The sequence below is a fragment of the Chryseobacterium sp. CG10_8 genome, from assembly GCF_058117085.1.
Genome location: NZ_JBYVEB010000088.1, coordinates 1 through 12,534 on the forward strand (window position 1 = coordinate 1; position 12,534 = coordinate 12,534).

The 12,534-nt window shown below is 33.8% G+C and carries 13 protein-coding genes; 6 read left to right on the forward strand and 7 right to left on the reverse strand.

Annotation, left to right across the window (positions count from 1 at the left end; genetic code table 11):
- Positions 1–254 precede the first annotated feature (254 nt).
- The 7 genes from AC4AGG_RS12640 to pdxA form a co-directional block, all read right to left on the reverse strand.
- Positions 255–1,070, reverse strand: coding sequence for a hypothetical protein (locus AC4AGG_RS12640; RefSeq protein ID WP_489772369.1), 816 nt, complete (start codon positions 1,068–1,070; stop codon positions 255–257).
- Between the two features lie 8 nt (positions 1,071–1,078).
- Positions 1,079–2,308 carry a hypothetical protein gene (locus AC4AGG_RS12645; protein ID WP_489772370.1) on the reverse strand — a complete coding sequence of 410 codons (1,230 nt, stop codon included), beginning with the start codon at positions 2,306–2,308 and terminating at the stop codon, positions 1,079–1,081.
- Positions 2,309–2,489: 181 nt separating this feature from the next.
- Positions 2,490–3,845 carry an acetyl-CoA carboxylase biotin carboxylase subunit gene (accC, locus tag AC4AGG_RS12650; RefSeq protein ID WP_489772371.1) on the reverse strand — a complete coding sequence of 452 codons (1,356 nt, stop codon included), beginning with the start codon at positions 3,843–3,845 and terminating at the stop codon, positions 2,490–2,492.
- A gap of 85 nt (positions 3,846–3,930) precedes the next feature.
- Positions 3,931–4,413 (reverse strand): acetyl-CoA carboxylase biotin carboxyl carrier protein, encoded by a 483-nt coding sequence (gene accB, locus AC4AGG_RS12655; RefSeq protein WP_489772372.1) that lies wholly within the window; start codon positions 4,411–4,413, stop codon positions 3,931–3,933.
- Positions 4,414–4,523: 110 nt separating this feature from the next.
- Positions 4,524–4,724, reverse strand: coding sequence for a 50S ribosomal protein L32 (gene rpmF, locus AC4AGG_RS12660; protein ID WP_489772373.1), 201 nt, complete (start codon positions 4,722–4,724; stop codon positions 4,524–4,526).
- Between the two features lie 65 nt (positions 4,725–4,789).
- Positions 4,790–5,323, reverse strand: coding sequence for a YceD family protein (locus AC4AGG_RS12665; protein ID WP_489772374.1), 534 nt, complete (start codon positions 5,321–5,323; stop codon positions 4,790–4,792).
- 176 nt (positions 5,324–5,499) lie between these two features.
- On the reverse strand, positions 5,500–6,594 hold the full coding sequence (gene pdxA, locus AC4AGG_RS12670; RefSeq protein WP_489772375.1) for a 4-hydroxythreonine-4-phosphate dehydrogenase PdxA: 1,095 nt from the start codon (positions 6,592–6,594) through the stop codon (positions 5,500–5,502).
- A 52-nt stretch (positions 6,595–6,646) separates the two neighbouring features.
- Between pdxA and AC4AGG_RS12675 the strand changes: the two genes are divergently transcribed.
- The 6 genes from AC4AGG_RS12675 (at position 6,647) to AC4AGG_RS12700 (ending at position 12,496) form a co-directional block, all read left to right on the forward strand.
- Positions 6,647–7,246: a riboflavin synthase gene (locus tag AC4AGG_RS12675; protein ID WP_489772376.1), complete on the forward strand. Its 600-nt coding sequence runs from the start codon at positions 6,647–6,649 to the stop codon at positions 7,244–7,246.
- Positions 7,233–8,687, forward strand: a complete 1,455-nt coding sequence (locus AC4AGG_RS12680) for an ATP-binding protein (protein WP_489772377.1) — start codon at positions 7,233–7,235, stop codon at positions 8,685–8,687. The genes AC4AGG_RS12675 and AC4AGG_RS12680 overlap by 14 nt, the downstream gene beginning before the upstream one ends.
- Positions 8,687–9,391 carry a tRNA1(Val) (adenine(37)-N6)-methyltransferase gene (locus AC4AGG_RS12685; protein ID WP_489772378.1) on the forward strand — a complete coding sequence of 235 codons (705 nt, stop codon included), beginning with the start codon at positions 8,687–8,689 and terminating at the stop codon, positions 9,389–9,391. The genes AC4AGG_RS12680 and AC4AGG_RS12685 overlap by 1 nt, the downstream gene beginning before the upstream one ends.
- A gap of 7 nt (positions 9,392–9,398) precedes the next feature.
- The gene (locus AC4AGG_RS12690; protein ID WP_489772379.1) at positions 9,399–9,776 is read left to right on the forward strand and encodes a hypothetical protein; all 378 of its coding nucleotides are present in this window, start codon (positions 9,399–9,401) and stop codon (positions 9,774–9,776) included.
- Positions 9,777–10,076: 300 nt separating this feature from the next.
- A complete protein-coding gene (locus tag AC4AGG_RS12695; protein ID WP_489772380.1) occupies positions 10,077–11,624 on the forward strand; it encodes a sensor histidine kinase in 1,548 nt (515 codons plus the stop codon).
- A 185-nt stretch (positions 11,625–11,809) separates the two neighbouring features.
- Positions 11,810–12,496: a response regulator transcription factor gene (locus AC4AGG_RS12700; protein ID WP_489772381.1), complete on the forward strand. Its 687-nt coding sequence runs from the start codon at positions 11,810–11,812 to the stop codon at positions 12,494–12,496.
- The last annotated feature ends 38 nt before the right edge of the window (positions 12,497–12,534 follow it).

Below are 12,534 nucleotides of genomic sequence, written 5' to 3' on the forward strand. Positions count from 1 at the left end.
AAAATTTTAAAAATTATTAGAACCTGTCTGAATTTTATTTGCTTTTTTTTTGATTTCTCATTTTTTTCTCAATAAAAATAAACTTTGTTTATTCTTTTTTTAACATTAAGGTATTCGGTTAATTAAGGGCGTGAAATTAAAAAATCAATTCATTGGTTTTTATTACAATCATTAAGCTACATTTCCTTAATTCAATTTCTTCACACCTGAAGGTTTATTAATGGTAAAAATAGAGTTCAAATGTCAACAGGCTCTTAGTCTTCGTCAATAATTTCTATCCATTTTTTATCTATATATTGATATGTTTTTTTTATAGTTTTATCATCATCCACATACTTATATTCTACAATAACGATGTTGCCTAATTCATTATTAAAAGTAAGTTGTAGTCTATTAATATTGTCGTCATCTTCTCTTAGAATTAGTTTTTTCTTTTTTTTATCATAAGCAAAATATCTAAAAGCAGATTCTTCATTAGATGATTGTATTAGAATCCCTTGTTTTTGTTGTAAGGCCTCTTTTATTAATTTTTGATGACTTATTACAGGATAAGTGTCCTTTTTACTAATAAAATACCAACCGATATCGGGGATCATATTTTTTTTGTGCTTTTTCACAATAAAATTAATGTTTTTCTTGGTCCAGAATATAGAATCGTTATAATTGGGACTTATTGATTTTCGATGGAAATGGCATCCATAAATAGATTTCTCATCATCTTCCATAAGCACAAGTCTTGGCGCTTTTCTTGTCTCCAAGTAAAAAATTATATTAGGCTTATCCAACAAATCCCAACGAATATCTTCCATTATTTTTTGGGTAAGTTCTTTATAATCCACAGACTTTGATTCTTTTTTTAGTTTCAAATACAAAATAGAATCTTTCTTTTGCTGAACTTTACAAATAGGGTCATCAGGAAAAATCAACGGTCCTGATTGACTAAAGCTAAATAAGAACAGTAAAACAAACATAAAACTGAGATGCCATCTGGTGTTGGTATTCCATATTGTTACCAACACAAAATGGGTAACCTGTGATTTACATATTAATGTATAGTGCCAATTTCTCATGTTGTATTTTATTTTTTAAATATTGAATTATAGTATTCATAGATATCCAAAATGCCTAATCCTAATCCATGATATTTGTTGAAATTTAATGAATTTAGTTTATTTTCATCTGTTTTCTCATCCCGAAATAAACAGAAAGATTCATCCAAATTATCCGTTATATAAATAGGATTACAATTATTCTTTTCTATAAGTTTAAAATGTTTTACACATCCCTTATTAGGTTCTTCATCTGCATAACCCATATGCTTTTTATTTATTTTGTAAAGAGGATATTCATTACTATAAAAATAAATTGCAGAAGAATCAATTCTATTTTTTTGATTAAATTTTTTATTAGCCCTATCTCTTTCCTTATAAGGATTAGATTTATTAATTTTTTTTGATTCAAGATTGTCTTCCATTATATTTTCCTTATAATATAAAACGGGATATATACGAAACTCTTGACTCTTTTCTATTTTTTCTATTATTTCATCATTATATCTTTTAAATTTAGTTTTATCCTTTTTCCTAAAAAAAATAGCAACTCGACTTGTATCAAATGTATCCATCATACTTTTTCTACATCCATCCTGATTATCCGAACCAAAAACAAAAGGATATATGCATGACGTGAATCTGTCAATATCTTCTGAGCAAATTTTATTGTATTTGGCATTTGCTATAGTATCTTTTCTACTTCTATGGTGAAATTCACGAAAAGGATTAATTGATTCTATCTCTATATTGTTTTCTTTTATATAAGCAAACAATTTGTCTTTAAATTCTTTGTATGATATATTAGATGAAGATCGTATCACAATTTTGTAAGGGTCTTCAACAAAGAAAACATGAGGAAACTGATCACTGTATCTCTCTTTTTTATCAATAAAATCATAATAGTTATATAAAGGTTTGTGCAGCTTGACAGACAATTCTTTGGGTAATCCATCCACATTCTGAAAACCTTTCTCATTATATTCTTTATGATATACTATTACGGTATTGTAATTTGCAGGAATTTCATTGGTATAATAATATTTCCCTTTCTTATTGTACTTCATTGCTATTGCAGGGATTTCAAATCCCTCTAAACATACTTTTGCTTTAGAAATATTTTTACCCGTTTCGGCATCGGTCACATAGATTTTTATAGCTTGTGAATAACCAAAACTGAAAAACAAAAAAAGTAACAAAACAAAAGGCTTTTTGCTCCATCCTATTTTATTTCCAATGTTATGATGCCCATTTCTCACAATATTCTTTTTTGATTTTAGTAAAACTCACATAATATTTACGCATCCGTTGGCCGCTTTGTTATGTATAATCAATCGATGCTACGCAACGGAGATGCCCCTAATTTTCATTAAAAAAAATCATTGCACAAAAAAACCGCCTCAAATTGAGACGGTTAAGTTATAATAAATTTTCAGAATATTAGTGATTATCAAAATCTGGATCCATCACAAAATCTTCCATGAATTTAGTAGTATAATTTCCTGCAACATAATCAGGATGCTCCATTAATTGTCTGTGGAAAGGGATCGTCGTCTTTACACCTTCAATATAGAACTCTTCCAAAGCACGCTTCATTTTAGCAATGGCTTCTTCACGAGTCTGAGCTGTTGTAATTAACTTAGCAATCATCGAATCGTAGTTGGAAGGAATGGTGTAACCAGAGTATACGTGAGTATCAACTCTAATACCATGTCCACCTGGAATGTTAAGACCGGTAATTTTTCCTGGACTTGGTCGGAAGTCATTATAAGGGTCTTCTGCATTGATTCTACATTCGATAGAATGCAATTTTGGATAATGGTTAGCACCAGAAATTGGCGTACCTGCAGCTAATAAAATCTGCTCTCTAATCAAATCGTAGTCAATAACTTGCTCAGTAATTGGATGCTCCACTTGGATACGAGTGTTCATCTCCATAAAGTAGAAATTTCTATGTTTATCTACCAAAAACTCAACAGTACCAACTCCTTCGTAACCAATATATTCCGCAGCTTTAACTGCTGCTTCTCCCATTTTTTCACGAAGCTCTTCGGTCATAAAAGGAGAAGGAGTCTCTTCTGTTAATTTTTGATTTCTTCTCTGTACAGAACAATCTCTCTCAGAAAGGTGACAGGCTTTTCCATACTGATCACCAGCAATTTGGATTTCGATGTGTCTCGGTTCTTCGATCAATTTCTCCATGTACATTCCGCCGTTTCCGAACGCAGCAACCGCTTCTTGAATCGCAGATTCCCAATGCTCTTTAAGTTCCTCTTCGTTCCAAACTCGGCGCATTCCTTTTCCGCCTCCTCCTGCTGTAGCCTTAATCATCACTGGATATCCGATTTCCTTAGCTGTTTTTGCAGCATCTTCGTAACTTCCAATCAATCCTTCGGAACCAGGTACACACGGAACACCAGCTTCTTTCATGGTAGCTTTAGCATTAGCCTTATCTCCCATTCTGTCAATCTGCTCTGGTGTCGCACCAATAAATTTGATATTATTTTTCGCACAGATTCCTGAGAAATTAGAATTTTCTGACAAAAACCCGTAACCAGGATGAATAGCATCAGCATTGGTAATTTCTGCCGCTGCAATAATGTTAGGAATATTAAGATAAGAATCCTTACTCATCGGCGGTCCGATACATACTGCCTCGTCTGCAAAACGAACATGAAGACTATCCTTATCTGCAGTAGAATAAACAGCTACTGTCTTGATTCCCATTTCTTTACAAGAACGAAGAATTCGCATCGCGATCTCGCCTCGATTGGCAATTAATATTTTCTTGAACATTTTTTTTAATTATGAATTATGATTTACGAATTATGAATTGGATGTGTTGAGAAATCACTCATCACTCATCACTCATCATTCATAACTAAGACGGATCTACTAAGAATAAAGGTTGATCGTATTCTACTGGAGTAGCATCATCAACAAGGATTTTCACAATTTTACCAGAAATTTCTGATTCAATTTGGTTGAAAAGCTTCATTGCTTCGATAACACAAACTACTTTTCCAGAATTAACTTCATCTCCAACGTTTACAAAAACATCTTTATCAGGAGCTGGTTTTCTATAGAAAGTACCAATCATCGGCGACTTGATAGTCAAATATTTGCTATCATCAGACGCGGCTTCTGTTTTCGATGCATCAGCAACAGGAGCTGCTGCAGGAGCTACTGCTTGTGGAGCCATTGGAGCACCATACATAGCAGGTTGTGGAATGTAACTCACGTTTTCACTTCCAGCAAGTGGAGTTTTAATAGTGATTTCGAAATCTTTAGTTTTGTATTTTACCTCAGAAACTTCAGCTTTGGATACAAATTTGATCAGATTTTGTATATCCTTAATGTCCATAAATTTGATTTTTGATTATTCCCCCAAAGATACTAAAAAACAAAAAAAAACCATTCAAATTTTTACAAATTCGAATGGTTTTCCGTAAAATTTCGTTAAATCCTTGGATTTTAGCTTTCCGCAGATTCTGTATTTTTCTCCAATACTACTTTTCCTCTGTAATACAATTTACCTTCATGCCAATGCGCTCTGTGGTAAAGGTGTAATTCTCCAGTTGCAGCGTCTTTTGCCAATTGTGGAACAACTGCTTTGTAGTGCGTTCTTCTCTTATCTCTTCTTGTAGATGACTGTCGTCTTTTAGGATGTGCCATTTCTAATAATTTTTAATTGATGAGCGATGAGATTCATCATCTCATCATATTTTATAAACTATTTTTTAATTATTGTCTTTCAACTTTTTCAAAGCTTCCCATCTTGGGTCACTCTCTTTCTCTTCTTCTACTTCTTCGTCAAAACCTTCATGTGGACTATATTGATCCAAAATCTCTAAATCCTCTTCCGAAACATTTGGCGACACTTTCTTCATTGGAATTGACAATACTACATCTTCATAGATGAGTTGTGCCACATTAAACACAAAACTGTGTTGAGGAATCGTAATAACATCTTCATCACTGTCATCATATTCGTCACCAAATTTCACTAGAACCTTGATTTCGTTCTCAATCGGATAATCAAAATCATCACCCGAAATATCACAAATCAATTCCACTGTTCCAGTAGTTTTGATTTCAAACTCCAAAAATGTACTGTGTTTTTCAAGCAAAACATTAGCCGTAATTTTAGGATTCTGAAATTCCTGTTCTGTGTCAAAAAGTAGAAAGAACTCCTTATCTATATCAAAACTGAACTCATGCTTTCCGTTCTTCAATCCGGAAAATGCTATTTCATAATTCTTCAGCTTGTCCATAATTTTGAGTGTGCAAAGATAATGTTTTTTTTTATTTAACAAATTAATTTTCAGATTTAGTTACCAAAAAATTCAAATTAATTCTCAATCACTTTCTCTCTGCTGGAAAGAAACAAAGGTTTTAGTCAAATTCTTTGTCTAAATCAAGCTTTTCGCCGTTGTAGAACCTACCTCCGTTATGCGTTCTCTTCTTCTGGAATATCTTCATCAACCCCATTATCATGATTATTCCTTCTTGGTTGAAGCCGATTCTCTCTCAACTCAAGATACTCTTCACGATTTCTGAAAATATCAATTCCTGTAAAAATTGATTGTAAAAACGAATTAGCATCTGCTACATTTTTTCCAGCAATATCATATGCTGTTCCATGGTCAGGAGAAGTCCTGATAAAAGGCAAACCAGCAGTAAAATTAACTCCTTCATCGTAAGCCAATGTCTTGAAAGGAACAAGACCCTGGTCATGATACATCGCTAACACCGCATCGAAGTTTCTATACTTCTCTGGTTGAAAAAAACTATCCGCAGGATATGGACCAAATGCTAAAATTCCATCATCAAATAACTCTCTAATAGCAGGCTCGATAATTTCGATTTCTTCTTTTCCTATTGCTCCTCCGTCTCCGGAATGAGGATTGAGACCAAGAACAGCAATCTTTGGTCTTTCAATACAAAAATCCTGAATCAATGTCTGACTAAGCACCTTAATCTGCTTTTTCAATTTTTCTTTTGAAATCTGAGAAGCCACTTCAGAAATCGGAATGTGATGTGTAGAAACCGCAACTCGTAGGCCATCAGCCACCAAAAGCATCAATCCTTTTTTACTAGCTTTTTCTTCGAAGTAGCCTGTGTGACCCGCATGTTTGAAACCCAACTTCATCATTTCGTCCTTATTAATAGGAGCCGTTACGATAATATCGATCTCGTTCTTCAACAAAGCTTCGGTTGCAGCATCCAACGAATCAATCGCCATTTTGGTAGATTCTTCTGTCGGTTTACCCAATTCTACATTCGCATTATCTTTGGTAAGGTTAACCATATTAATTTTACCATGATGCGCTTGTGTGGCATCTGTGATATAATTGAAATTAAGGTTATTGAGTTTGAAAATATTCTTTTGATAAGTAAAAAGCTTGCCCGAACCAAAAATAATAGGAGTGAAAAATTGAGTAATATTCTTATCGCTGAGCGCCTTCATAATAATCTCTGGACCAATCCCATTGAAATCACCTATCGAAATCCCTACTCTTATTTTCTGTTGTTTCGAACTCATTTTTAGTATATTTGAATTTTAAAAATCATACAAATTTAGGAAAAACAATCTTATGTTTACAGGTATCATTGAAAGTCTTGGAAAAATAGAAAATATCACAAAGGAAGAAAGCAATATTCACTTTACACTATCTTGCGATTTTGTTAATGAATTAAAAATCGACCAAAGCGTTGCTCACAATGGATGCTGCCTAACCGTAACTAACATTGAAAACCAACAATATACGGTAACAGCCATCGCAGAAACACTAAAAAAAACTAATTTAAAACATTGGAATATTGGAACTTTCGTCAATTTGGAACGATGTTTGAAGGTAGACAGCAGATTAGACGGTCATTATGTGCAAGGTCATGTTGATGAAACCGCAGATGTAGTCGACATCCAAAATGAAAACGGAAGCTATCTCATTACTTTTAGATATCATTCCAAAGGAGATTTTATTACTGTTCCGCAAGGGTCTGTGTCGGTTAACGGTATCAGTCTCACGGTGGCTTCCTCGATGGAAAACGAATTTTCCGTAGCCATTATTCCATACACTTGGGAACATACTAACATGAAATATCTTCAAATCGGTGATTTGGTCAATTTGGAATTCGATATCATTGGGAAATACGTTTCTAAGTTATTAAATAAAATGAATGGCATTCTTTAATTATAAAGGTTATAGACTTCGAAATAGAGTTTTTTGGGGGTTTCTGGTAATTTGTCTATTGACGATGACTGGGTCCTCTATATTATCATATATCGTTTTAAAGAATCACGCCAAAGAACAGAGCCAAACCGAAATGCAGAAGGAAACCAATGCATTAATGGCTTACCTTGATTATGCGCTAAGTGAGTTTCCTGTCGAGACCAAAGATATCCCCATCGTTCTCAAAGGTAAAATCTTAGAAATTTCGGATGTCACAAAACAAGACATCACCATCTATGACTTGCAAGGAAATTACTTGGTCTCTAATAAAGATGGTGATAGTGTCACTCAAAAGAAAATCCCAGACAATATCCTAAAAAAGGTCATCAAAACCAAAAACCGAGTAGATATCCAAGAGTTTGATACGAAAACTGATGCTAATAAGACATCATCATATAGTCTTATTACCAATAATCACTTCAATCCGATAGGAGTTGCATATATACCTTACTATCATAGTGACAGCGCCTACCTCGAGGTACTTAACAAATATCTTAAGTACATGATTTTGGTCAATATTATCATTATTATTTTCAGCGTATGGTTAAGTTGGATTATTTCTAATAATCTCACCAAGGCGATGACCAAATTTTCTGAATTGATTACCCGAATCAATTTCCTTGATAGAGAAATAAGCCCTATCAAATATTATCACAATGATGAACTCAACGTTTTGGTAAAGGCCTATAACAAGATGATTCTTCAGATCCAAGAACAAAAAGAGCGTCTCAGTTTTATCGAAAAGGAACAAGCTTGGAGAGAGATGGCAAAGCAAGTTGCTCATGAAGTGAAAAACCCTTTGACTCCAATGAAATTAACAATTCAGAATTTTCAAAGAAAATTTGATGTTAATGATCCCGACGCCACCAAAAAGGTGAAAGAAATGAGCGAAACCATGCTGGATCACATTGATTTGGTTGCGACTGTTGCAAATGCTTTTTCGCAATTTGCACAACTTCCTAAAAAACATAACGAAACCTTTAATCTTAACACCGAGATCGATAATATCTTAGGAATCTTCAATGATGATAAGATCTTTGTTCACGCTAACAAGGATAATATTATGATTAATATGGACAAGATCTATCTCAATCGTATTATTACCAACCTTATAACCAACGCCATCCAAGCAAAAAGCGAAGACCGCAAGTCTATTATTAATGTTGACATCGAGCAAATCAACAAAAGAATCAATATCTCTATTGAGGATAACGGAGTGGGAATTCTAGAAAATATGATGGAAAGAATCTTCGAACCAAACTTTACATCAAAAAGCGGTGGAATGGGACTTGGCCTAACCATGGTTAGAAAAATGGTTAATGATTACAACGGAACTATTTCTCTCCAATCCGAAGTCGGAAAAGGAACCAAATTCACTATTAGTCTTCCGAACAACTTATAATGAAGCCATTTCAGTTTCAGAAATTTACTATTAACCAATCTTCAGAAGTTTTCCGAGTGGGAACAGATGCAGTTTTGTTAGGAGCACTTTGCAACCTCAAAAATTCAAAAAAAACATTGGAAATCGGCTGCGGAACTGGCGTCATCTCCATGATGATTGCACAACGCTATGAAGAGACTGAAATTTTAGCTTTAGATATTAATCCAAAAGCGGTTGAACTCTGTCAAACCAATTTTCAAAACTCAATTTTTCGAGATAGATTACATGCTATCGAAATCGATTATACACAATTTAGTAATGAAAAAAAATGGGATGCCGTCATCAGTAATCCCCCCTATTTTGAAGAAAACCCTTCTGAAAAAGATGTCATTGCAAGACAAAAAAGAACACTAAGTTTCGAAAATTTAATTAAAAAAACTTCCGAAATACTATCCAAAGAAGGTATTTTTTCAGTTATTTTGCCAATCGAAAGCAGGGAAGAATTTATAAATCTCTGTTCCCAAAACCGTCTATCCCTCATTAGAAGAATTAATATTTTTGGTATAAAAGACGGCCCGCTCAAAAGATGTATTTTGGAATTCAGTCCTGAGAAACATGAAGTCATCACTGAAGATTTCGTTATAGAAAAAGCTCCAAGACAATATTCTGACGAGTATCTGGAACTGACTCGAGATTTCCATGTCTTTCGACCTACTAAAAGTTAATAAGAAAATGAACCCCATCAACGAAGCCGAACTTTGGCAAAAAGTAGATTCCTTTTTTGAAGCCAATTTTGGAACAGAAAAGAACGTTCCGATTGAGACTATATTATTTTTGATCGGTATCCAAGAATTAGGAAGCGGAAAGCAAAAATATTCTAAAGACGATAAACTAAATCTTATTCATATCGCGGTTTGTAGACTACTTCAGCCTTTTGGATATTACAAATTTTCCCATTATGACGAAGACGGTTATCCTCATTTTGAAGAAATAGAACCCCTTCCCGAATTGAAACCAAACGAACAGCAAATTCTCATGAAAAAAGCAATCATCCAGTATTTTATAGATGAAGCGCTTTTCGATGAAGAAACATTAGCCGCTTTGGACTAAGATCTCGTTTATCCAAGTTCAATTTTAAATATTTGTAGACTTTTCGTTAAAAAAACACCAATCTCCTTAACACTTTTTCGAGAGGTCAATAGTTTCTTCAATGGACCATCCTAATTCAATTGAATTCTTTGCTAATGGTCTTTTCTAACATTTTGTCCGATTTTTAGTTTTGGTTCGATTATTGCCAAAATTATGTTAAAAACAATCCTTTTAAGAAATATAACACAATAAATCATGATATTTGCTGTTATAAAATTCTTAAAATCAACCGTTTTAACAAAATAAAACCGATTTTACCTAATGAATAACAAATTCATTCCTATCATTTCTGTATTCATGACCATCTCATTGGTCGTCTTTGTGTCGCTTCAATTTTATTGGCTGAAAGGATATTACGATGCTTTGGAACAAGATTTTTCCAATAAAGTTCATGAAGTGATGGAGACTTCCTCCAAAAAAATCAACCAAATCGAATTCAACAAATACTACGCAAAATATAACAACTTCGACAAAAATGTGATGGCAACAACTGGAGATAGTCCCACAAAGACACTCATCCAGACCATCGTAGATTCTGCTACCAAAAGACAGATCAGCTACCAACAAAGTATTATTGCGAAGGAAGACATCCCGATTTCCAATCGTGGAGATAGTCTCAAAGTGGCCAAAGTATATGATGACGAAGCCATTACAAAAATGAAAAAGGACGAAAATACACCCACTCCACTGACTTCGGAACTTAACAGCTCCATCGAAAGTGGTGAGTATAACTTTACGAAATTTGCGAAATTTGTAGTTTCTTCCCTTCCTATTGAGGAAATCGCCGATAAGAAAGTTCTGGATTCTGTTGTGCAAAGAGAACTGAAAATTAAAGGTATTGATACCAAATTTGGTTTTGCAATTAGAGACAACAAAGACAAATTAACGAAAGTTACTAATGAGGTGTACCAAGAACAAGGTAAAACCAATGCCTACACTTACCCTCTTTTCACGGATAGCAAGGACCAGACAGTGTATTCTTTGGAATTGACTTTCCCAAGGAAAGATTATTCTTTGGCGAAAAATAATTTACCGATGCTTTTGGGGACTTTTCTATCGCTTTTAACGATTTTGAGCATCTATATTATTTCACTCAATTACATGTTGAAGCAGAAAAAAATATCGGAAGTCAAAACCGATTTCATCAACAACATGTCACACGAGTTCAAGACGCCATTGGCAACGATTTCGGTGGCGACTGACTCATTGAACAATGATAAAATAGCTACCAATCCAGAAAAAGTTAAATACTATTCGGGGTTAATCAAACAAGAAAACCTCCGTATGAAGAAGCAAATTGAAAATGTCCTTAACATGAGTAAATTGGAACGAAATGAGGTTAAACTTTTCTTGAAAGAAACTGATGTTAGAGGCCTAATTCGCACCATTACTGAAAGTTTTGGACTTATCGTTGCGCAACGTAACGGAAGTTTGAAAACCAATTTTGGAGCTCAAAAATTCAACTTTAAGGTGGATGAATTTCATCTTTCTAATGTGTTGACTAACTTACTGGATAACGCTAACAAATATTCTCCAGAAACTCCCGACATTACCGTATCAACAAGAAATGAAGGTAACTTTTATGTCATAGAGATTGCAGACAAAGGAATGGGAATGGAAACTGAAAATAAAAAGAAAATCTTTGAAAAATTCTTCCGAGAAGAAACAGGAAATATCCATAATGTAAAAGGACAAGGACTTGGATTGTCTTATGTAAAGAAAATTGTGGAACTTCATAAAGGAACCATCCTTGTTGAATCTCAGAAAGGAAAAGGAAGTAGGTTTACAGTAAAACTTCCGATGAGCTAAAAACATAAAAATAATAGAGTAAAACATTGCCATCCTGACCATAGAAGGAAACCTTAAAAATAAGATGGTTCAATAAAGTCAAATAGAGCAATCGTAAGATTCTTCGACTCCACTTCGGTACCCTCAGAATGACAGATGTAAAATAAAATTTAGAAAAAATTAAACACGAAACAAAATACAAAAATATGAGTAATAGAATATTATTAGTAGAAGACGACCAAAGTTTTGGCGCAGTATTGAAGGATTATTTAACCATCAATAACTTTGAGGTTACCTTAGCCATCGATGGAGAATTAGGATTGAAAGAATTCACCGAAAATGAATTTGACATCTGTATTTTCGACGTAATGATGCCGAAAAAAGATGGATTTTCATTAGCAGAAGATGTGAAAAAAATGGATAAAAACACTCCTATCATCTTCCTTACTGCAAGAAACATGAGAGAAGATATCCTTAAAGGTTATCAGTTAGGAGCAGATGATTATATTACAAAACCATTCGATACAGAATTATTATTGTACAAAATCAAAGCTATCCTTCAACGAAGTAATTCCTTAGAAAATGAAGAACAAGAGCAATTCAAAATCAGCAATATTTTCTTTGATTCTATGTTGAGACAATTGACTGTTGGTTCTAACGAATACAAGCTTTCTCCAAAAGAAAACGAATTATTGAAGCTGCTTTGTCAACATCGTAACGACTTCATGCCAAGAGATTTAGCTCTTAGGAAAATTTGGAAGAAAGAAAATTATTTCACCGCAAGAAGTATGGACGTATATATCGCAAAACTTCGTAAACTTTTGAAAGACGACGAAGGATTGGAGATTATCAATGTTCACGGAGAAGGATTCCGATTGTTAGTGAAAAACTAAAAATCGAACTTTTTAGCTTTAAAAAACATCAAAAAATA

What these genes read in the sequence shown, in the direction of transcription:
- AC4AGG_RS12640 (WP_489772369.1), bottom strand. Translation starts at nt 1,070, where the DNA reads ATGAGAAATTGGCACTATACATTAATATGTAAATCACAGGTTACCCAT.
- accC (WP_489772371.1), bottom strand. Translation starts at nt 3,845, where the DNA reads ATGTTCAAGAAAATATTAATTGCCAATCGAGGCGAGATCGCGATGCGA.
- accB (WP_489772372.1), bottom strand. Translation starts at nt 4,413, where the DNA reads ATGGACATTAAGGATATACAAAATCTGATCAAATTTGTATCCAAAGCT.
- rpmF (WP_489772373.1), bottom strand. Translation starts at nt 4,724, where the DNA reads ATGGCACATCCTAAAAGACGACAGTCATCTACAAGAAGAGATAAGAGA.
- AC4AGG_RS12665 (WP_489772374.1), bottom strand. Translation starts at nt 5,323, where the DNA reads ATGGACAAGCTGAAGAATTATGAAATAGCATTTTCCGGATTGAAGAAC.
- pdxA (WP_489772375.1), bottom strand. Translation starts at nt 6,594, where the DNA reads ATGAGTTCGAAACAACAGAAAATAAGAGTAGGGATTTCGATAGGTGAT.
- AC4AGG_RS12675 (WP_489772376.1), top strand. Translation starts at nt 6,647, where the DNA reads ATGTTTACAGGTATCATTGAAAGTCTTGGAAAAATAGAAAATATCACA.
- AC4AGG_RS12680 (WP_489772377.1), top strand. Translation starts at nt 7,233, where the DNA reads ATGGCATTCTTTAATTATAAAGGTTATAGACTTCGAAATAGAGTTTTT.
- AC4AGG_RS12685 (WP_489772378.1), top strand. Translation starts at nt 8,687, where the DNA reads ATGAAGCCATTTCAGTTTCAGAAATTTACTATTAACCAATCTTCAGAA.
- AC4AGG_RS12690 (WP_489772379.1), top strand. Translation starts at nt 9,399, where the DNA reads ATGAACCCCATCAACGAAGCCGAACTTTGGCAAAAAGTAGATTCCTTT.
- AC4AGG_RS12695 (WP_489772380.1), top strand. Translation starts at nt 10,077, where the DNA reads ATGAATAACAAATTCATTCCTATCATTTCTGTATTCATGACCATCTCA.
- AC4AGG_RS12700 (WP_489772381.1), top strand. Translation starts at nt 11,810, where the DNA reads ATGAGTAATAGAATATTATTAGTAGAAGACGACCAAAGTTTTGGCGCA.